Annotated in this window: 17 protein-coding genes and 1 tRNA gene; 13 read left to right on the forward strand and 5 right to left on the reverse strand. The window is 38.6% G+C overall.

Going from position 1 to position 20,527, the window contains the following annotated elements; translation table 11 throughout:
- Nucleotides 1-378 precede the first annotated feature (378 nt).
- The 3 genes from MJY40_RS02130 to MJY40_RS02140 all read left to right on the forward strand — a co-directional run bounded on the left by MJY40_RS02130 (nt 379) and on the right by MJY40_RS02140 (nt 4,683).
- Entirely contained in the window at nt 379-2,694 is a 2,316-nt protein-coding gene (locus MJY40_RS02130; RefSeq protein WP_317855438.1) for an anaerobic ribonucleoside triphosphate reductase, read from the forward strand.
- 9 nt (nt 2,695-2,703) lie between these two features.
- Entirely contained in the window at nt 2,704-3,189 is a 486-nt protein-coding gene (gene nrdG / locus MJY40_RS02135; RefSeq protein WP_317855439.1) for an anaerobic ribonucleoside-triphosphate reductase activating protein, read from the forward strand.
- 291 nt (nt 3,190-3,480) lie between these two features.
- Complete coding sequence (locus MJY40_RS02140; RefSeq protein WP_317855440.1) at nt 3,481-4,683, forward strand: CAP and S-layer homology domain-containing protein; 1,203 nt, start codon at nt 3,481-3,483, stop codon at nt 4,681-4,683.
- An 82-nt stretch (nt 4,684-4,765) separates the two neighbouring features.
- Here MJY40_RS02140 and MJY40_RS02145 read toward each other — a convergent pair whose 3' ends face one another.
- Nucleotides 4,766-5,890, reverse strand: a complete 1,125-nt coding sequence (locus MJY40_RS02145; RefSeq protein ID WP_317855441.1) for a pyridoxal phosphate-dependent aminotransferase — start codon at nt 5,888-5,890, stop codon at nt 4,766-4,768.
- A 355-nt stretch (nt 5,891-6,245) separates the two neighbouring features.
- Here MJY40_RS02145 and MJY40_RS02150 point away from each other — a divergent pair, with 355 nt between their 5' ends.
- From MJY40_RS02150 to MJY40_RS02165, 4 genes are all read left to right on the forward strand, one after another.
- On the forward strand, nt 6,246-7,562 hold the full coding sequence (locus MJY40_RS02150) for an aminotransferase class III-fold pyridoxal phosphate-dependent enzyme (RefSeq protein ID WP_317855442.1): 1,317 nt from the start codon (nt 6,246-6,248) through the stop codon (nt 7,560-7,562).
- A 25-nt stretch (nt 7,563-7,587) separates the two neighbouring features.
- Nucleotides 7,588-8,682, forward strand: a complete 1,095-nt coding sequence (locus MJY40_RS02155) for a YkvI family membrane protein (protein WP_317855443.1) — start codon at nt 7,588-7,590, stop codon at nt 8,680-8,682.
- A 230-nt stretch (nt 8,683-8,912) separates the two neighbouring features.
- Nucleotides 8,913-9,503, forward strand: a complete 591-nt coding sequence (locus tag MJY40_RS02160; RefSeq protein ID WP_317855444.1) for a LysE family translocator — start codon at nt 8,913-8,915, stop codon at nt 9,501-9,503.
- A 153-nt stretch (nt 9,504-9,656) separates the two neighbouring features.
- A complete protein-coding gene (locus MJY40_RS02165) occupies nt 9,657-11,015 on the forward strand; it encodes an MATE family efflux transporter (protein WP_416387495.1) in 1,359 nt (452 codons plus the stop codon).
- A 248-nt stretch (nt 11,016-11,263) separates the two neighbouring features.
- Here MJY40_RS02165 and MJY40_RS02170 read toward each other — a convergent pair whose 3' ends face one another.
- Nucleotides 11,264-11,671 carry a Fur family transcriptional regulator gene (locus MJY40_RS02170; RefSeq protein WP_317855446.1) on the reverse strand — a complete coding sequence of 136 codons (408 nt, stop codon included), beginning with the start codon at nt 11,669-11,671 and terminating at the stop codon, nt 11,264-11,266.
- Between the two features lie 194 nt (nt 11,672-11,865).
- Here MJY40_RS02170 and MJY40_RS02175 point away from each other — a divergent pair, with 194 nt between their 5' ends.
- The 6 genes from MJY40_RS02175 (at nt 11,866) to MJY40_RS02200 (ending at nt 17,270) form a co-directional block, all read left to right on the forward strand.
- Nucleotides 11,866-12,366, forward strand: coding sequence for a tRNA (cytidine(34)-2'-O)-methyltransferase (locus MJY40_RS02175; RefSeq protein WP_317855447.1), 501 nt, complete (start codon nt 11,866-11,868; stop codon nt 12,364-12,366).
- A gap of 318 nt (nt 12,367-12,684) precedes the next feature.
- Nucleotides 12,685-14,364 carry a formate--tetrahydrofolate ligase gene (locus MJY40_RS02180; protein WP_317855448.1) on the forward strand — a complete coding sequence of 560 codons (1,680 nt, stop codon included), beginning with the start codon at nt 12,685-12,687 and terminating at the stop codon, nt 14,362-14,364.
- 446 nt (nt 14,365-14,810) lie between these two features.
- Entirely contained in the window at nt 14,811-15,440 is a 630-nt protein-coding gene (locus tag MJY40_RS02185; RefSeq protein ID WP_317855449.1) for a cyclodeaminase/cyclohydrolase family protein, read from the forward strand.
- Nucleotides 15,431-16,279, forward strand: a complete 849-nt coding sequence (locus MJY40_RS02190) for a bifunctional 5,10-methylenetetrahydrofolate dehydrogenase/5,10-methenyltetrahydrofolate cyclohydrolase (protein ID WP_317855450.1) — start codon at nt 15,431-15,433, stop codon at nt 16,277-16,279. Before MJY40_RS02185 ends, MJY40_RS02190 begins: the two co-directional genes overlap by 10 nt.
- A gap of 310 nt (nt 16,280-16,589) precedes the next feature.
- Nucleotides 16,590-17,129: a folate family ECF transporter S component gene (locus tag MJY40_RS02195; protein WP_317855451.1), complete on the forward strand. Its 540-nt coding sequence runs from the start codon at nt 16,590-16,592 to the stop codon at nt 17,127-17,129.
- A gap of 57 nt (nt 17,130-17,186) precedes the next feature.
- A tRNA-Leu gene (locus MJY40_RS02200) sits at nt 17,187-17,270 on the forward strand.
- 168 nt (nt 17,271-17,438) lie between these two features.
- On the opposite strand, the gene MJY40_RS02205 is transcribed toward MJY40_RS02200, so the two are convergent.
- The 3 genes from MJY40_RS02205 to map all read right to left on the reverse strand — a co-directional run bounded on the left by MJY40_RS02205 (nt 17,439) and on the right by map (nt 20,519).
- Nucleotides 17,439-18,308 (reverse strand): hypothetical protein, encoded by an 870-nt coding sequence (locus tag MJY40_RS02205; RefSeq protein ID WP_317855452.1) that lies wholly within the window; start codon nt 18,306-18,308, stop codon nt 17,439-17,441.
- A gap of 137 nt (nt 18,309-18,445) precedes the next feature.
- Entirely contained in the window at nt 18,446-19,627 is a 1,182-nt protein-coding gene (locus tag MJY40_RS02210) for an MFS transporter (RefSeq protein WP_317855453.1), read from the reverse strand.
- Between the two features lie 22 nt (nt 19,628-19,649).
- Nucleotides 19,650-20,519: a type I methionyl aminopeptidase gene (gene map / locus MJY40_RS02215; RefSeq protein WP_317856393.1), complete on the reverse strand. Its 870-nt coding sequence runs from the start codon at nt 20,517-20,519 to the stop codon at nt 19,650-19,652.
- Nucleotides 20,520-20,527: the final 8 nt, after the last annotated feature.

Consider the following 20,527-nt stretch of genomic DNA (forward strand, 5'->3'; position numbering starts at 1 on the left):
AAAGTGGAATGCATACAATGCATTCCTTGCATAATTTAGATATGTTCATGTATGTTAGGTCTCATTCAGTTTAATTGAGATTATACTATCAGAGTCCAATGGTATAGTTTATGACACCAGTATAGAAAACTATTCATTTTTCCTTGTGTGACTTTGGGTGTACTTCCAATGATTGGAAATTTTGTGAAAACTTCCTAAAAATATATTTTTTTGAAAAAGCTATTGACGATAAGATGGGAACGTACTACAATATATATTACTTAAGAGATAGCGTGATACTATATATAGTGTCAAAATGAAAGAATATATACAAGATAATAATAAATGTCAACAAATAAATGTGAAAAAACAGGGGAATTTTTGGAAGGAGTTTTGCAAATGGGAAGTACAACAATAATCAAACGTGATGGTAGAGAAGTATATTTTGATATCAACAAAATTGCAAGAGCCATTGAAAAGGCTTTTGTGGCAGCAATTGGTGTACAATCTTATGAAACATGTTTGAAATTGGCACAAGAAGTGGCAGATGGATTTGTGGAAGGTTCCAATCCAACTGTGGAACAAATTCAAGATGGTGTGGAACAAGTGCTCATTGCACATGGATATGCAAGTGCTGCAAAATCCTATATTTTGTATCGTGCAGAACGTACCAGAGTCCGCAACATGAACGATCGTTTGATGAAAACCTTTGAAGACATTACTTACAAAGATGCAAACGATTCCGATATCAAACGTGAAAATGCAAACATTGATGGCAATACTGCAATGGGTTCTATGCTCAAATATGGTTCTGAAGGTGCAAAACACTTCTATGAATCCTATGTATTGAAACCAGAACATTCTGAAGCACATCGTATGGGTGATATCCATATTCACGATTTGGACTTCTATACTTTGACCACAACTTGTTGTCAATTGGACTTGTTGAAATTGTTCAAAGGTGGTTTCTCCACAGGTCATGGTGTGTTGCGTGAACCAAATGACATTGCAAGCTATGCATCCTTGGCGTGTATTGCAATCCAATCCAACCAAAACGATCAACATGGTGGTCAATCTGTGTATAATTTTGATCGTGGTTTGGCTCCAGGTGTTGCAAAAACATATAAAAAGAGATATCGCTCTTTGATGACTTCTATTTTGGAAGTGATGAGTGGTGTGGAATGTGATTTTAGAAATTTGTTCAACCAATTGGAAACAGAAGGCTTTGTACCCAAATTGGATGTGCAAGCAGATTTTGACACCCGTGAAAAGGAATTGTTCCTTGCAAGTGGTGTAGCAGAAGCAGATTTTGACAAAGCAAAAGAATTTGTCACCAAAAAAGCAGCAGAAGAAACAGATAAAGCAACTTACCAAGCAATGGAATCTTTGTTGCATAACCTGAACACCATGCATTCCAGAGCAGGTGCACAAACGCCATTTTCTTCTGTCAACTATGGTATGGATACCTCCACAGAAGGTAGAATGATTATGAAAAATATGCTTCTTGTGACAGAAGTGGGCTTGGGCAATGGCGAAACTGCTATCTTCCCAATTCAAATCTTTAGAGTCAAAGAAGGCATCAACTTCAATCCAGGTGAAGTGAATTACGATTTGTTCCAATTGGCTTGTCGTGTCAGCGCAAAGAGATTGTTCCCTAATTTCTCTTTCCAAGATGCACCTTATAACTTGAAATTCTACGATCCAAAAAATCCAGACACTGAAATCTCTTACATGGGATGTAGAACTCGTGTTATGGCAAATGTACATGATCCAGAACGTGCCATCACACCTGGACGTGGAAATTTGAGTTTCTCTAGCATCAACTTGCCACGTTTGGCAATTCTTGCAAATGGAGATATTGACATGTTCTATCGTGAATTGGACAAAAAAATCGATATGGTTGCAGATCAGCTCATGGAACGTTTTGAAATCCAAGCAAAGAAACGTGTACACAACTACCCATTCCTTATGGGTGAAGGCAACTGGATCGATAGCGATAAATTGAAACCAGATGATGAAGTGCGTGAAGTTTTGAAACATGGTACATTGTCTATGGGCTTTATTGGTTTGGCAGAAACTTTGAAATGTCTCATTGGTGTGCACCATGGTGAAAGCGAAGTGGCGCAAAAATTGGGCTTGGAAATCATCACTCATATGAGAGCTCGTTTGGATGAATATTGTGAAAAAACAAAAATGAATTATTCTTTGTTGGCAACTCCAGCAGAAGGTTTGTCTGGTAGATTTGTACGTATGGACAAAGCTCGTTTTGGTGTCATTGAAGGTGTTACAGATAGAGAATACTACACAAATAGCTTCCATGTACCTGTATATTATGGCATCAGTGCCTTCAAAAAAATCCAATTGGAAGCACCATACCACGAATTGACCAACGCAGGTCATATCAGCTATGTGGAATTGGATGGTGACCCAAGCACAAACTTGGCAGCATTTGAAAAAATTGTGCGTTATATGAAAGAACAAGGCATTGGCTATGGTTCCATCAACCATCCAATCGATCGTGACCCTGTTTGTGGTTACAACGGTATCATTGGTGATGTGTGCCCAAAATGTGGTAGACATGAAACAGATGGAGAATATGGTTTCCAAAGAATCAGACGTATCACAGGATACTTGGTGGGAACTTTGGATCGTTTCAATAACTCCAAACGAGCAGAAGAACGTGACCGTGTAAAACATGGTATGACTGAGGAATAAGGTGGCAAAATGGAAATTCGACTTTCTGGTATCACAAACGATTCCATTGTAGATGGTATGGGCATTCGTTTGACTGTATTCACCCAAGGTTGCACACACCATTGTAAAAATTGTCATAACCCACAAACACATGATCCAAATGGTGGTTATTTGAAAGATACAGATACCATTGTGGAAATGTTGGCAGAAAATCCCCTTTTGGATGGCGTCACCTTGTCTGGTGGTGAACCTTTCTTGCAAGTGGATGCATGTACAGAATTGGCAAAACAAGCACATGGCTTGGGGCTCAATGTTTGGGCATATACTGGCTTTGTTTGGGAAGATTTGTTGGGTACTGAAAAGGAAACGTTGCTGAAAGAAGTGGATGTTTTGGTGGATGGATTGTTTGTGGAAAGCTTGAAATCCTTAGATTTGCTCTTTTGTGGTAGCTCCAACCAAAGACTCATTGATGTAAAAGAATCCTTTGCAAAATCCACTGTGGTTTTATGGAAATAATTATTTTGGCGGCATCTTCGGATGTCGCTTTTTTTATTCTGGCGACCACAGGTTGCCCCTACAGTTGTCATTCTGAGCATAGTCTGAGGATCTTTCTTTTTCTTTGCAAATCCACATCGTATATGATACTATAAAATAACCGAATTACCAATAAAGGGACTTTTTGTATGCTATTGCGACTTTTTGTAGGGTACGCATTGTATGCGTACTGAAAGCGGAATGCATACAATACATAATTAGGTCTAGTTATATCTTCCATTGGGGCTATAAAATTGATTAAGGAGGAGTTTGATGAAACATAGAATATATATATTGGTGGCAGTTCTTGGTGTTATGCTATTGGCTTTGCCTACGGTGGTTTTGGCGACAGAAAGCATTGTACCAAGGGAAATGGCGGATATGACCCAAGCAGAATGGGATGTTTTGCGTTTGACCAATATAGAACGTGCAGAAGAAGGCATTCCTTTGTTGGTTGCAACGGATGTGATGCAAGAAGTGGTACATATTCGTAGCAGCGATTTGGAAGAAGTTTATAGTCACACCAGACCAGATGGAAGTGTACCTTGGACAGCCTTGGATGAAATTGGGGTTGTCTATGAACGTGCAGCAGAAAATATTGCAAATGGATTTTTTGATGCAGAAACCGTTGTGGAAGCATGGATGAATTCTGAAGGTCATAGAAGAAATATTTTAAACGAAAAGTTGCGTTTGATGGGTTCTGGGAATAGTAGCAGATATTGGGCGCAGATGTTTGCAACAGAAAAAGACATAGATTGTGTTGCCATTGATTTGGACACAGACCATTGGTATTTTACATTGGAATTGGAAAATGGAACCATTGCATATGCACCATTTGATGTGGAATCTACACCCATTGTGGATGGCACTGTAACCTTTGATTATCCAGGTACAACTGCCATTTCTATTCCAGAAGAATGGATAGAAGAAATGAGCAATCCATTTGTGGATGTCAGTGCATCTGACTACTACTACAATCCTGTTCTTTGGGCATTGGAAACAGGTGTCACAGCTGGTATTAGCGATACAGAATTTGCACCAAATCGCATTTGTACACGAGCAGAAGTGGTGACTTTCTTGTGGCGAGCAGAAGGTTGTCCAGAACCAGAAACCGCAGAAAATCCATTTACAGATGTTTCTTCTGACAAATATTACTACAAACCTGTTTTGTGGGCATTGGAACAAGGTATTACTGCTGGCACAACAGAAACCACATTTTCATCAAATGATACATGTACTTCTGCACATGTGTTGATGTTCTTGTGGCGAGCAAATGGCACACCAGAAGCAGAAACAGATAACACTTTTGCATTGACCTATGCAGATAAATATTATGGTGATGCAGTTGCTTGGGCTGATGTAGCTGGATTCTTGACAGACACAGTTGGTACTGGTGTATTTGTACCCAATTCCGATGGTTTGCGTTCCCATATTGTGACGTATTTGTATGTGAATGCAGGTAGTCCATCTGTTTGAGATAATTTGATTATGGGTGCCCACAAATACATACAAAAAAGACCTTCCATAATCAACATGGAGGGTCTTTCTACGTTTATGCTTACAATTCTTTTTCAATCTCTTTCAAAATAGAAAGCAGTGGTGTGATATCCTTTGGAATACGCAAACGCACTGTGTTTTGTGGCATTTCATGGAAGCCAGAAGCAGGCTCTGTAAACACCTTATGTTCTGCCAACAGTTCAAAGAAATTCACATCTGGATTGGGGTGCATCCAAGTGAAAATAGGTACATCATTGGTGGTAGTCCAAACGCTTGTTTTTGTCATTTGGTTTATGAAAGCGGTTTTATTTGCTTTGATTTCTTCTCTAGCATGTACAATGAAGTCTTTGTCCTCCAATGCTTGTTCACATACCTTTACAGCCAAAGCAGTCACAGAAAATGGCAAGTCGATTTTATCGTATTCTTGTAAAAAATCATCATGACCGAAAAGATACCCTACACGCAAACCAGCAATACCCAAACCTTTGGAGAAAGAACGAGTCACCAAAAGATTGTCATATGTATGGAACAAAGCAGCAGCAGAACAATCCAAATCTACAAAATCACCATAGGCTTCATCCACCAAAACCAAAAGTCCAAGGTCTTTGGCAGCTTGGCAAACTTGTGCAATTGCAGACAAGGGAATCAACTGACCTGTTGGGTTGGAAGGGTTGTCGATATATACCAATCTATGTTCTGGTTTCATAGCAGTAATCAAATCATTTGCAGAAAAAGCATAGTTGTTTTCAGGGCGTAAAGTCACATAGTCATAAACACCGCCAAAACTTTCCACACAAGTTGAAAATTCTGTAAATTGTGGAACGAATCCCAAAACATGGGAATCGGAATCGATTATGAGTTTTGTCACTTTTTCCAATAAACCAACAGAACCAGTACCCAAGCGTATGGAACTTGGACTGATTTCAGAAGCAGATGCAAAGTATTGGCTGATTTTCTCTTTTATGCTTGTATATGTGGTATCTGGATAGCCATTGATGAGTGCAAAGAAGTCATCAGATTGCAAATCATCCAAATAGCTTGCTATGTTTTGGGAATATCCAAAAGGATTGGTACCATAGGAACAATCAATGAGTTCTTCTTTTGGAATGTTGGCAATGCATTCAGGTACACTGGAATAACTGACAGGAACAAAATTTTCTAAATGAGTTCTTATTTTATAGTGCAAGGTATAATCCTCCTTAAATATATAGATATCTTACATAAATGTATTTCTAACAAAAGTATACTCTACTGAAGGACAAAATGCAAATAAGATGTATAAAAATATCATAAAACTTTGTTTCTTCAAGGTAAAAATGAAGGGGGAAGAAAGACAATTGTTACAAAAAAACCGCTTCAAATAGAAGAGAAACATAAAATAACGAAGAAAAACATGAACAAAAAGAATGGATTTTGCAATTTTGTATGTATTTTCATGCATTTTCTGGTATTTTTCGTCATATTACTAATTTACGGTAAAGCATGTATGTGTTAAACTTAATAGGTCTTTATTTTTATTATATTGTAAGGAGGGAAATTATTTGCAACTAGAAAAATGTAATGCCTATGTTGTGCGTGACGAAAAAGTTATTGCGCCAGCTTCACACCTAAGTTATTTCCCGCTTGTGGTGCAATCTGTAAAGGGGGCAACCATTACAGATGTGGATGGAAATCAATTCATTGACTTCTTATCCAGTGCTTCTTCCCTCAATTTGGGGTCTTTGCACGAACGTGTCATTTCCGCTGTACAAGAACAGTTGGAACGTTACACACAATACACTGTTGCTTATACCTACAATCCAGAAACAATTGCCTATGCAGAAGCATTAACTGGTGTTTATCCAGGTGGTGTGCCAGCAAAGATTTGTTTTGGGAACTGTGGGTCAGATGCCAACGATGCAGCAGTGAAGTTTTCCAGAGCGTACACAAGACGATCCAAAGTCATTGTGTTCCACCAAGGGTATCACGGTAGTACATATGGCTCCATGTCTATGTCCACTGTGACCACAAGAATGAGTCGTCATATGGGACCATTGCTATCTGAAATTTATCCATTCCCATTCTGTGGACCAAATGATGATCCCAAAGCAGCTCTCAAACCAATGTTGGACGCATTTGCAACCTATCTACCAGCAGATGAAGTGGCTTGTATGGTCATTGAACCTGTGCAAGGGGATAGTGGCATTGTGCCAGCACATCCAGAATTCATCCAAGGCTTGTATGATCTTTGTCAAGAACATGGTATTTTGTTCATTGCAGAAGAAGTGCAACAAGCATTTGGTAGAACAGGCAAATGGTTCTCCATTGAACATTATGGCATTGTGCCAGATGGTATCATTATGGGCAAATCCATTGGTGCTGGATTCACATTGGGTGCATTTATGGCAAAATCAGAAATCATTGATGCATTGCCAGCTCCAGCTCATTTGTTTACATTGGGTGGAAATGCACTTGCTTGTACAGCAGGGCTTGCACAATTCAAATTTATGCAAGAAGACAATTTCTTTGGTGAAGTAGACCAAAAAGGTGAAATGCTCAAAGCATTCTTCCAAGAAATGAAAGATACATACGGAATTGTTGGCGAAATCCGTGGCTATGGTCTTTCCATTGGGGTAGACATCATCAACAAAGAAACTGGTGAAGGGGATAGCACTGCAGCTGCAAAAATCAGCTATAGATGCTACGAAAAAGGTATGATTATGATTACCTTGGGTGGAAACGTGTTGCGTATCCAACCACCACTCATCATTTCAGAAGAAGAAATTGCAAAATCCATTTCCATTTGGCGTGAAGTCTTTGCAGAGCTTGTAAATGGCGAAATTCCAGATAGTGTTTTGGAAAATAGTAAAGGTTGGTAAGTTTAAAAATTAGGGGGTTTTAAAAATGTCAAAAACAAATTGGTTGAAAAGTATCTTGATTCCTGGTATCGTATTCCAATCCGTTGTAATCGCTGGTGGTTACGGAACTGGTGCTGAAATTGTACAATTCTTTGGCAGTTCAGGTTCTGTTGGTGGTTTGATGTCCATGTGTTTGATTTCTCTTGTAACATGGTCTATCCTTTGTGCAATTACATTTGAATTCACACGTACATTTGAAACTTATGACTACAAAAGTTTGACCAAAAAATTGTTGGGACCAGGTTGGGTTTTGTATGAAATCTGTTACTTGGTATTGCTTTTGATTGTACTTGCAGTTGTAACCGCTTCTGCTGGCGACATTGTTTTGGAATTGTTCGGTCTCAATCGTTGGATTGGTATTTTGCTCATGGCAGCTGGTATCTTTGCATTGGTAATGAACGGTTCTGCATTGATTGAAAAAGTACTTTCCTACTGGTCCTTCTTGTTGTATGGCGTATATATCTTGTTCCTCATTTTTGCATTTGTAAAAATTGGTGGTCAAATTTCCGGTAACTTTGCAACTGGTACAGTGGAACCTGGTTGGGTAAAAAATGGTTTCTCCTATGCGTTCTATAACTTGGGTATTGTTCCTGCAGTTTTGTACACAGTACGTCATTGTAAAACAAGAAAACAAGCAATCACATCTGGTATTCTTGCTGGTATCATCGGTATCATTCCTGCTGTTTTGCTTTATGTTGCAATGGTTGGTTTCTCTCCAGAAGTACTTTCCGAAGGTCTTCCAGTGAACTACATGTTGTCTCAACTCAATGCACCTTGGTTGCAATACATCTTCCAAATCGTATTGTTCGGTACATTGATTGAAACAGGTTCTGGTTTCATCTTTGCGGTATCAGACCGTTGGGAAGTTGCTTACAAAACAGCTGGTAAAGCAGTTCCAAAAAACACAACATTGATTTGTGCAGTGGTTTTGCTTGTTCTTGGTGTTGGTATTTCCCAATTCGGTTTGACAGGTTTGATTGCAAAAGGTTACGGTACCATTTCTTGGGGCTTCTTCTTTGTATATGTAATTCCAATGATTACACTTGGTGTTTACAAAATTTCCAAAGCACCCAAAAAATAAGAATTTAATATAATTATGAGGAGACAGGATTTCGCATCTTGTCTCTTTTTTATATGGGGCAAATCAAAATCATTTTGACAGAAAAAAACCATAATGCAACAGAAAAATATACATTACGCCAGTTTTCAAAAATATGGTTGCAAAATGATATGGATAGGAGTAATATACTTTGAATAACACAATAAATGGCAAAAAATGAGAATGTGATCAACTAAGAATCTGGAGGGAATATGTTTCCAATTGTGGCATTTGTAACATACGTTTTTGTATCTTGTATCACACCTGGACCCAACAATATGATGTGTATGGCTAATGGAGCCAAACATGGTGTCAAAAAGAGTATGCCCTTTTGCGTGGGTGTCAGTGTAGGGTTTTCTGGTGTGTTGGTGTTGAGCATTTTGTGCAATTTATTTTTGTATGCCTATATTCCATCCATTGTACAGGTGGTTACCTATTTGGGTGTTGCCTATATTTTTTATTTGGCATGGGTGGTGTTTCGAGACAAACCAAAGGCAAAGAAAAAGCATAAAATCACAATGGATGAAACCTCTTTCTTCACAGCAATTGTGTTGCAATTTGTAAACCCAAAAGCCATTTTATTTGGGATGACATTGATTTCTTCCTTTGTGTTTCCATATGACCAAAGCGTTGGCGCATTTTTGATGGTATTGGCATTTAACTTTGTGGTGGTCATCCTTTGTTGTGGATGTTGGGTGTTGTTTGGATCTGCATTCCAAGGATTTTTCCAAAAACATAGAACAGTTTTAAATGGCGTTATGGCATTGTTGTTGGTGTATTGTGGCATTACATTGGTGTTGTGATTGATTTGAAATTGGGTTATAATCCCTGTTCAAAATGTAGGGGTGTACCTATGTGTACGCCCGTAGAAATATTGATATTGAAAAGTAATATGACATATAGAGTGAATTGGTTAGAGGTGTAAAATGGCAGCAGTAGCAGTAGGAAATGTAAAAATGACAGATGAAATTGCAAAATCACAAGGTAGGCTATACTTCTCTGGTCGTGATTTGAGACGATTGATTGTACCTTTGATTATTGAACAAACCCTAGCAATTTTTGTAGGTATGTGTGATTCCATCATGGTGGCAAGTGTTGGAGAACATGCAGTTTCTGGTGTTTCTTTGGTGGATAATATCTTCATTTTATTGATATTCCTATTTGGGTCCTTGGCAACTGGTGGTGCTGTTGTAGCAGGTCAATATTTGGGCAAACGAGAAAATAAAAAAGCCTGTGAAGCCACAGACCAATTGGTGTTGTTTACAGGTGCCTTATCCATCATCATCACACTTTGTATCTATCTATGTAGTGATTTGATTTTGCATAATGTGTTTGGCAACATTGCAGATGATGTTATGGAAAGTGCAAAGGTGTATTTGCTCATTGGCACTGCATCCATACCATTCTTGGCAGTGTACAATGGTTGTTCTGCTGTCTTTCGTAGTATGGGGAATTCCAAAGTCAGCATGTATCTTTCTTTGTTGATGAATGCCATCAATGTAGGTGGAAATGCACTTTTGATTTTTGGTTATGGTATGGGTGTCAAAGGTGCTGCAATTGCAACTTTGGTGTCTCGAGTTGTGGCTTGTATTGGTGTAGTGGTTTTGTTACGTAAACAAGATTTGTTGTTGCATATGTCCAAGAAATTTGTTTGGAAACCCAATGGGCATATGATACGAAAAATAGCACATATTGGTATTCCCAGTGGTTTGGAAAGCAGTATGTTCCAAATGGGTAAAATTATGGTTTTGGCGATGATTGCACCTTTTGGTACTGCTTCCATTGCAGCAAATGCAGTCACAAATATCACAGCAACTTTCCAGTCTATTCCAGGAACTGCTGTTGGTTTGGCGTTGATTGCAGTATCATCACGTTGTGTAGGTGCTGGCGATTATGAAATGGCAAGATATTACACCAGAAAAATTATGAAATTGATTCATGTGCTGTTGTTTATCTTCTCGGCAGCAATTTTAGTGGCATTGCCTTTGATTTTGGAAGCATATCAACTGTCAGAAGAAGCCACAAGATTGACCTATACCATTACATGGCTCCATGGTGTTTTGGTGTTCTTATATTGGCCAGAAAGCTTCTCATTGCCCAATACATTGCGTTCTGCAAATGATGTGAAATATTGCATGTATGCATCTATTTTCTCTATGTGGGTATTTCGCATTGGTTTCAGCTACATCCTTGGTGTGTGGTTGGATATGGGACTCATTGGTATTTGGATTGCAATGTTCATTGATTGGTTTGTACGTGCATTGTTCTTTGTGCTTCGCTACCGTGGCACCAAATGGCAACAACATAAAATTTAAGCGAAATAGTATGATTCTGGAATTTGTAGGGGTTGGGTTTCCCATTTTGCAATGAACCACTACAACAAAAGATTCCTCATTTCATTCGGAATGACAGATGGATTTCATTGTTTGCTCCGTAGGGGAGGGTTTCCATGCCCTCCCTTTTGTGTCATTTTGTAGGGACGACCTCTGTTCGTCTGTAAAACGGCAATAAAAAACCAAAGTACAATGGATGAGCCAAAGCACTTTGGTTTTTTGATGAAAAATTATTGACATCTTGCACATGTTCCATACAAAATCAATTGTTCAGAATCCACGTGGAAATGGAATTCTTCTTCCACTTTCTTATGGATTTCTGTCATACCTTCTACAAAAAGATCTTCCACTTTACCGCAACAAGAGCAAACGGTGTGTGGGTGACAACATACAATGGCATCATAACGAGAACTTGGTTCCCCAACATTCAACTCTTGCACCAAATGTAATTGCTTGAAATAATCCAAGGTTTTGTACACAGTGGCAAGACTCATGGTTGGGTTTGTGGGTTGTAATGCTTTGTATATGGTTTCCGCATTGGGATGTTCTTTTGTATTCAAAAGCATGTTGTAGACAGCGATACGTTGTGGAGTCACTTTTAGACCTTTTTCACGTAGAATTTGTGCTGTTTCTTGCATAAGCAACACTCCTAACTAATAATTGTTTTTATTTAATAATAATATAAAAAAGTGATTTCGTCAAGTGGTATCGTAGAAAATGGCGTAAATACAACATTTTTCTTACGTTTGCTGGATGTACTTGCCTAGTCGCCATTGAATATGCTACAATTTCAAAATAAATAAAACAACACCAAAGGAAAGTGAGGAACCATATGAACATTGTACTTTTAGAGCCGGAAATTCCACAAAATGCAGGAAACATTGCAAGAACTTGTGCAGTTACAAATTCTGTACTCCATATGATCAAACCATTGGGTTTTTCTACAGATGAAAAACATGTGCGTAGAGCGGGTCTTGATTATTGGCAATATTTGGACATACGTTATTACGATAATTTTGAGGATTTCTTGGCAAAGAACCAAAACATTCGCTTGTGGCTTGCTTCCACAAAAGCACAACATGTTTATTCAGATGTGGAATATCAACCAGACGATTATATTATGTTTGGAAAAGAAAGTCGTGGCATTCCAGAAGAAATTTTGATGGCATACCAAGAAGGAACCATTCGTATTCCTATGCTGGGTGAAGTGCGTAGTTTGAATCTTTCCAATGCAGTTGCCATTGTGGCATATGAAGTGTTGCGTCAACAAGGTTTCCTAGGGATGTTGAAAGAAGGGGAGTTACACGAACACAAATGGGCAGATTGCAAATAAAAGGATACAATTTACTGAGAAATTTGGAAGAAATACCAATCTTTTGGAAAAGGTTGCGTTCTGATGAAAAATCTCTTGCAAACTATATATAGTGTATAGTATTATTTTACTATACTAAATATTGATGTTATGCAACAAAAACCATAGGAAATGTAGGTCTAACCCATGTGGTTGCAACTGGATTTTATGGTTTGGATGCGAATATACATATAGGTATTTAGCAATGTAATAATGTAACAATAGAACTTGTAACTATCATCAGTTGTGCTTCCTCTTAGCGTAGAGGGAAGTCTTTTGAATGAATGGAGGAATTTTGTAGTGAGTGGATTTAAGTCAGATATTGAAATTGCGCAAAGCACGGAACTATTACCAGTGGAAGTGATTGCAGAAAAAGTTGGTTTGACCAGAGATGATTTGGAGTTTTATGGCAAGTATAAGGCAAAAATTGACTACAATAAAGTGGTTGCACATTTGCCAGATCGTGCCAAATTGATTTTGGTGACAGCCATCAATCCAACACCAGCTGGAGAAGGAAAAACAACAACATCCGTGGGTCTGGCAGATGCCATGAACTATATTGGAAAAAACACAATTGTGGCACTACGTGAACCTTCTTTGGGTCCTGTGTTTGGGGTCAAAGGTGGAGCAGCAGGCGGTGGCTATGCACAAGTGGTACCAATGGAAGATATCAACTTGCATTTTACAGGTGATTTCCATGCCATCAGTGCAGCACATAACTTGCTTGCGGCAATGCTTGACAATCATATTTTCCAAGGCAACGAATTGGGTATTGATGTCTGTAGAATCACATGGAAACGTGTGATGGATATGAACGATCGCCAGTTGCGTAACATTACATCTGGTTTGGGTGGAAAGTTCAATGGTGTGCCACGTGAAGATGGCTTTGATATCACTGTTGCATCTGAAATCATGGCGATTCTTTGTTTGGCAAATAGCATTACAGATTTGAAAGCTCGTATTGCCAAAATCGTAGTGGGATATACATACGACAACAAACCTGTTACAGCAGCAATGCTCAAAGCAGAAGGTGCTATGACAGCACTCCTCAAAGATGCAATCAATCCAAATTTGGTGCAAACTTTGGAACACAATCCAGCATTTATTCATGGTGGTCCATTTGCCAACATTGCACATGGTTGCAATAGTGTAATGGCAACCAAAACTGCTATGAAATTGGCAGATTATGTAGTGACAGAAGCTGGTTTTGGTGCTGATCTTGGTGCTGAAAAGTTCCTCAACATCAAATGTAGAAAAGCAGATTTAACACCATCTGCTGTTGTCATTGTGGCAACGGTAAAAGCTTTGAAAATGCATGGTGGACTTGCAAAAGATCAACTTGGCAAAACAGATTTGGATGCACTTGAAAAAGGTTTGCCAAATCTCTTGAAACATATTGAAAACATTACAGAAGGCTTTGGTTTGCCAGCGGTTGTGGCAATCAATAAATTTGCAACAGATACACCAGAAGAATTGGCACTCATCGAAGAACGTTGCAAAGAACTTGGTGTCAATGTTGCTTTGTCTGATGTTTGGGGCAATGGTGGTAAAGGTGGCGCTGATTTGGCTCGTGAAGTGGTGCGTTTGGTGGAAACAGCAGAAAACAACTTCCGTTTCATCTATCCAGACGATATGTCCATCAAAGATAAAATCAATGCAGTTGTCACAAAAATTTATGGTGGTGCTGGTGTGAATTTCACTGTAGCAGCAGAAAACCAAATGAAACAATTGGAAGAATTGGGTTTTGGCAATATGCCTGTTTGTATGGCAAAAACACCATACTCTTTCTCAGATGATATGACAAAATTGGGTAGACCAGAAGGCTTCAAAGTCAATGTACACACTGTGAAAGTATCAGCAGGTGCTGGATTTGTGGTAGCATTGACAGGTGCCATTATGACAATGCCAGGTTTACCACCAACACCAGCAGCAGAAAAAATTGATGTAGATGGCAATGGTAAAGTAGAAGGATTGTTCTAAAAATACAACTAGAGGAGGGGAAACCCTCCTTTTTGTCATGGCTGAAGAGCGACTAATGACTAAAGGTGAATGGTGAATGGCTGAAAACCAAGATCCTTCGACAAGCTCAGGATGACACAACCAGTGCTGTCATTCAGAGGAGTGTTTCATCCTACCACTCAACTGTAGGGGCGTACCTGTGTGTGCGCCCGTAAAGCGACGAAGAATCTTTGGTGTGGTGGAATGAAAATGATGTGACTGTAGGGCAGGGGCTTGCTCCTGCCGTCATAAACAACCACAAACCATCATAAATACCTACAAACCAACAAAATCTCACATCATTTGACCAAATCCCTTGTCATCCTTTTGAAATAGCGGTACAATAAAATTTAATATGTATGAATGATATCAAAATACTTGTAGGGGTGTCCCTGTGTGGGCACCCGAAACCAAAAGGTGGTATGAATATGTTGAATTTATCCAGCAAAGAATTTTTAGAAAAACTTTCTTCATCAGCAGCAGTTCCTGGTGGTGGCGGTGCAGCAGCTCTTGTAGGAGCACAAGGGGTTGCCCTTGGTATGATGGTTGGAAATTTGACCACAGGCAAAAAGAAATATGCAGATGTGGAAGAAGATATCCAACGTATGTTGCAAGAATTTGCAGTGTTGCTCCAAGAAATGCAATCCTTTGTACAAAAAGATGCAGAAGCATTTGAACCACTTTCCAAAGCATATGGTTTGCCAGCAACCACAGAAGAAGAAAAAGCACACAAAGCAGAAGTGATGGAAGCAGGTTTGCGTGTTGCATGTGCTGTGCCAATGGATTTGATGGCAAAGGGACTTTTGGCTTTGGAATTGATGGAAGAAATGTGCCAAAAAGGTACACGTATGGCAATCAGTGATGTGGGTGTCGGTGCAGAGTGCTTGAAAGCCTGTGTCTATGGTGCTGCTATGAATGTATATGCCAATACAAAATTTATGAAAGATAGAGTTTATGCTGTGAGATGTGACTCCATTACAGATGAACGCAAATTGGTTGCAAAGAAAATGGCAGAATCCATTTATGAAGCGGTTGAGGAGGACTTGAGATGTCAATAATCAAAGGAATTGAAGTTGCAAAGAAAATGATGGCAGAAATGGAACCTAGAATTGCTGCCCTGAAAGATAGAGGAATTGAACCACAAGCAACCATCATTCGTGTGGGTGCAAAGGAAGAAGACCTTGCTTATGAACGTATGGCAATCAAAAAAATGGAAACACTTGGCATGAAAGTTTCTTGTTTGCAATTGGAAGAAACCATTTCCCAAGAAGATTTTGAAGTGGCAGTGGCAGAAGTCAATGACAACCCATTGGTACATGGCATTTTGCTCTTTAGACCACTTCCAAAACACTTGGATGAAACACCTGTATTGGAATGCATCAACCCTTTGAAGGATGCAGATGGTATTTGTCCAGCAAACTTGTATAAAGTAATGGTTGGAGACAAAACAGGCTTTGCACCTTGTACAGCAGAAGCGGCTTTGGCAATGATTGACCATATGGGCATTGATTTGACAGGCAAACGAGTTGTAGTTGTGGGTAGAAGCTTGGTTGTAGGCAAACCTTTTGTATTCCTAGCGTTGAACCGAAATGCAACTGTAACTGTGTGTCACACCAGAACCAAAGATTTGGCAGCAGAATGTCAAAATGCAGATGTCATTGTTGTGGCAGTTGGCAGAAGTGGTTTGCTCACAGGTGAGCACTTAAAAGAAGGTGCTGTTGTTGTGGATGTTGGTATCAATGTGGATGAAGAAGGCAATATGACTGGAGATGTGGACTTTGCATCAGCAGAACCAAAATGTGAATTCATCACACCTGTACCTGGTGGTGTTGGTTCTGTAACCACAACTATGCTTGCAGAACATGTCATTCGTGGAGCAGAATTGTTGACACGTTAACTCGAAATCAGGATTTCGAGTTGTAGACAGTGGTGAAAAAGACGATTTCCTCGTGCAAGTGCTTCTTTGAAGCACCTAGAAATCGCTTTTGTCCTCGACAGGAGTCAATCCTGTCTGCGGATTTAAGTCTGCGACGCTAAAAAGCAATCAAAGGAATGGAACGGGTTGACCGAACCAATCAAAACGGATAAGCACTTGTAGGGGCGATTCACGAATCGACCGAAATACCCCGAATAGACAATATACATTGTAGGGGCGGGATTTCCCATCTCGTTATGAACTTAGAAATAGAAACCGAAAGGAAACCATCATGAAAACGTACTGGACAGAAGTAAAAGAGGAAATAAAAGATATACGTTCTTTGACAGGAGCAGCATTGATGACTACTTTGGATGTGATTTTGGACTTTTTCCGTATTGCAATCAGCAATCTTATGGAAATTTCCTTTTCTTTCCTGGCTGTGGCAATGGCAGGTATGATGTATGGACCTGTTGTTGGTGGCATTGTAGGTGGTGTTGGTGATATCATTGAATTTATCATTAGACCAACAGGACCATTCTTCCCGGGATTTACACTCAATAAAATTTTGATGGGTGTGATTTATGGTTTGTTCCTATACAAAAAAGAAATCACATGGAAACGCATTGCATTGGCAGTTTTGGTGGAGAACTTCCTTTCTACCATTGTTTTGACACCCATTTGGCTCAATATCTTGTATGGTACAGCATTGTTTACCATCCCAAGAATCATCAAAATGGTGTTGTTATACCCTGTGAATGTTTGTTTGTTGTGTATCCTATGTCGCTTGATGAAAACAGTTGTTTTGGGTAAAAAACACATGGGTGCATAAGAAATGATATCTTGACAATTGTGTAAGAATGTTTTATGATAACTTTGCAATTGTTTTGCGGGTATGGCGGAATTGGCAGACGCGCTAGATTCAGATTCTAGTCGAGGTAACTCGGTGCAAGTTCAAGTCTTGTTATCCGCATCAAACTCACATAATCCAAACCTGTTTCAATGTAGAGATGGGTTTGGGTTTTGTATTTTATTCAAAGATTGGATATATATAATTAAGCCGATGGAGCTTTTGTTGCATCGGCTTTTACTGTTATGTTTTGAATACTTTAACTTGGAAACACTTAGATATCAATTTTTCTCAGAAGGCAATTTTCGGTATCACCAGTTTTTTCCTTTGTAGAGTCTGGAGATCTATAAGTAAAGTCGTTATGGTGACAGAAATATGTTTATTAAATACCCAGTCTTTGTAGTTCGATAGTAATATACCATCATTTTCAAAAGAATAGCTTTCGAATTGGAACTCTTTATCATCAACTATTTCACATATGGTTTTGATATGAGCTGCTATTGTCAACTTGTTCCAATCAGCGATATTCTCTAAATAAATATCATTTATTTCTTTTAGGGTGTTATATATTTTTTCACACTTATTTAAAATAGAATCTGCATATCTATAGTCATACCAATGTGTATCGTTTTTTTCAAAGCTTGTTAAGATTTCTTTTACTTTTTCTATCTTATTTATTATTTTTTTGATATCATGCAATTCACTGTCTGTACTTGAAAAACTATCGCTTACCAGAAACTCGGAATAATACTTTTTCATAAGTTTCTTTGAATCCAATAGAGTTTTTTCTATATCATCCCAAAAAAATATTTCAGTATCTTCGTAGTTGTTTATTGCATTTTGCATACGTGTATCCCTATCTAAAGAAGTAACGATATAGATTGTGTCAAAAGGAGTTAGAGTTTCTTGACTATGCATTTTTTTTATATCCTGTTTTATTTTTTGAAGGCAAGTTTTATGATCTGTATAATTTTTATATTGTGCAAGTATGTAGGAATTTTTATCCTTACAATACGCATCAAGTCCTTCTTGAGATTGACCTTTTCGACCATAAAGTGTAAACGATTTTTTAAAATATGTACATAGAAAATCATTTGCAATATATTCAAATTCATTATCTGATTTTGGTTTTGGTAACTTAGCTGTAGTAGATGTTGGCATATATGAGCCTCCTTTTATCAATGGCAATAATATTTGTAGGGATATATGTAGTATATCTTTTCGTATAATGGGATTCAATGTGTAATAAAAAACCGTATACAGTCAATATAATGTTGATTGTATACGGTTTTATTTTATTATATGCAAGCTGCGACTGGTTCCAATTTGCGTTTTGTACCATAGAAGAAGAACACAAGACCAATGGCACAAAGAACAGAAGCAACCATCAGTGCAAAGGTGATACCTTTCCAATCAATGAGGAATCCGCTAAACAAACTACCCAAAGTATTGCCGATGGTAACGCCTACAGTAACAAGTGCTTGACCTTTTATTTGGTCTTCTTTGTTTAATATGGTAGAAACATAATACACAATTGCAGGTGTATATGGAGCGAATCCAATAGCTTGCAAAGAACAAGCACCATACATCAACAATAAATTTGGCGCCATAGCAGTGAGAATTACTTTTACCAAAAACATAGACATACTGAATCGCAATAATTTACGACACTCTACTTTTTTCAACAAATGACCTGCATATAACATGGCAGGAACCTCAATCATGGCACTAAAAGCCATCAATTGCCCCATAGCTTCTTGACCTTCTCCAATGTGGTTCAAAATATGAATCATATAATTGAAAATAGTACTATGGGTAATGAAAATCAAGGAAAGTCCTAGAATCAACCAAAGGAAATCAGGATTTTTTTTCAATACTTTTAAATTGCCATCAGAACGCCCAGCATTGACACGGAAGCTGCTCATTTCAGGCATGGTGAACAACACCAAAAACATACATGCATAGAGCAAGAAGGCAATGCTGGTCAAAGAGCTTGTTGAAAATCGCACTGTTATGAACCCAAGGAAAAAGGTCAACAGAGCATAGGTCATAGAACCAGTTGCTCTAGCCATACCATAGTTGAATTGTACTCCATTTTGCAACAACTGCATCCCCAAAGCATTGAGAAGTGGTTGCATGGAAAGACTCAACATAATCACAAATGTATATAAAGCTGCAATCAAAACTTTGGGAAGTGCCACAAAGGAAAGCAACAGACAAGGTATGATTGGTAACGCACATAACAAGAGTGTGGTACGTTTTAGTGTAAATATTTGGCTTCTATCGGCAATGCCAGCAATAAAGGGCTGCAAGAAAACAGACAACAATGCAGAAGCAGCCAACAACAAACCGACTTCACTACTGGAAAATGTATGATCCATCAAAAAAACAGCAGCAAAACTGGAGGTGCAACTATAGGACATCCAGTAAAAACCATGCAAAGATGAATAACGAATAAATAACGAATTTGATTTTCCCATAATCTTCTCCAATATCAATTGATTAGTGTGTCAAAATTTCATAACCATCTTCTGTCACAGCAATGGTATATTCCCATTGTGCAGACAAAGAACCATCTTTGGTGTAAATCGTCCAACCATTTTTGGCGTCTTGGAAGAAAGCTTCTTTGCCCATATTGACCATTGGTTCGATGGTGAATACCATACCAGGCATCAACACCATACCAGTACCACGTGTGCCAATGTGACAAACATAAGGATCTTCGTGGAAATCGTTTCCAACACCATGACCACCAATGTCACGCAAAACCGTATATCCATTTGCATAGACATGTTTGGAAATGACTTCACCAATATCCCCAAGTCTAGCCCATGCTTTCACTTCTTTCAAGGACAAGTCCACAGCTTCTTTTGTAACAGCAACCAATTTCTTTGCTTCTTCGCTGATTTCGCCAATACAGAACATACGAGATGCATCTGCATAGTATCCATCCAAAATGGTTGTGATATCCACATTGATGATATCTCCATCTTTTAAAATTTCATTTGCATCTGGAATCCCGTGACAAATCACATTGTTGACAGAAGTACAAATACTTTTTGGGAATCCGCAATAGTCCAAACATGCAGGAATACCACCATTGTCAATGATGAAATTGTGTACCAAAACATTGATATCTTCTGTGGACATACCCGCACAAATTTTTTCTGCAACCAAATCCAAGGCTGCTGTATTCACAACGCCAGCTTTGCGAATTCCTTCCAATTGGGCAGGTGTTTTGATGAGTTTTTTGGCAGGCACTTCAGCACCATGTTTTTTCATCATAGCCAATTTTTCATCAGAACTTTCGTGGCATTGTTTGTATTTTTTACCGCTTTTACACCAACAAGGGTCATTGCGACCAATTTTCATAGTTTCAT

Origin of the sequence: Chakrabartyella piscis, assembly GCA_030067835.1 — a bacterium.
GTDB classification, from domain to species: Bacteria; Bacillota; Clostridia; order Lachnospirales; family Anaerotignaceae; genus Chakrabartyella; species Chakrabartyella piscis.

Bases quoted from the DNA above. Each gene is read 5' to 3' on its own strand.
- MJY40_RS02130 (WP_317855438.1), top strand. From the start codon at position 379: ATGGGAAGTACAACAATAATCAAACGTGATGGTAGAGAAGTATATTTT.
- nrdG (WP_317855439.1), top strand. From the start codon at position 2,704: ATGGAAATTCGACTTTCTGGTATCACAAACGATTCCATTGTAGATGGT.
- MJY40_RS02140 (WP_317855440.1), top strand. From the start codon at position 3,481: ATGAAACATAGAATATATATATTGGTGGCAGTTCTTGGTGTTATGCTA.
- MJY40_RS02155 (WP_317855443.1), top strand. From the start codon at position 7,588: ATGTCAAAAACAAATTGGTTGAAAAGTATCTTGATTCCTGGTATCGTA.
- MJY40_RS02160 (WP_317855444.1), top strand. From the start codon at position 8,913: ATGTTTCCAATTGTGGCATTTGTAACATACGTTTTTGTATCTTGTATC.
- MJY40_RS02165 (WP_416387495.1), top strand. From the start codon at position 9,657: ATGACAGATGAAATTGCAAAATCACAAGGTAGGCTATACTTCTCTGGT.
- MJY40_RS02170 (WP_317855446.1), bottom strand. From the start codon at position 11,671: ATGCAAGAAACAGCACAAATTCTACGTGAAAAAGGTCTAAAAGTGACT.
- MJY40_RS02175 (WP_317855447.1), top strand. From the start codon at position 11,866: ATGAACATTGTACTTTTAGAGCCGGAAATTCCACAAAATGCAGGAAAC.
- MJY40_RS02185 (WP_317855449.1), top strand. From the start codon at position 14,811: ATGTTGAATTTATCCAGCAAAGAATTTTTAGAAAAACTTTCTTCATCA.
- MJY40_RS02190 (WP_317855450.1), top strand. From the start codon at position 15,431: ATGTCAATAATCAAAGGAATTGAAGTTGCAAAGAAAATGATGGCAGAA.
- MJY40_RS02195 (WP_317855451.1), top strand. From the start codon at position 16,590: ATGAAAACGTACTGGACAGAAGTAAAAGAGGAAATAAAAGATATACGT.
- MJY40_RS02205 (WP_317855452.1), bottom strand. From the start codon at position 18,308: ATGCCAACATCTACTACAGCTAAGTTACCAAAACCAAAATCAGATAAT.
- MJY40_RS02210 (WP_317855453.1), bottom strand. From the start codon at position 19,627: ATGGGAAAATCAAATTCGTTATTTATTCGTTATTCATCTTTGCATGGT.
- map (WP_317856393.1), bottom strand. From the start codon at position 20,519: ATGAAAATTGGTCGCAATGACCCTTGTTGGTGTAAAAGCGGTAAAAAA.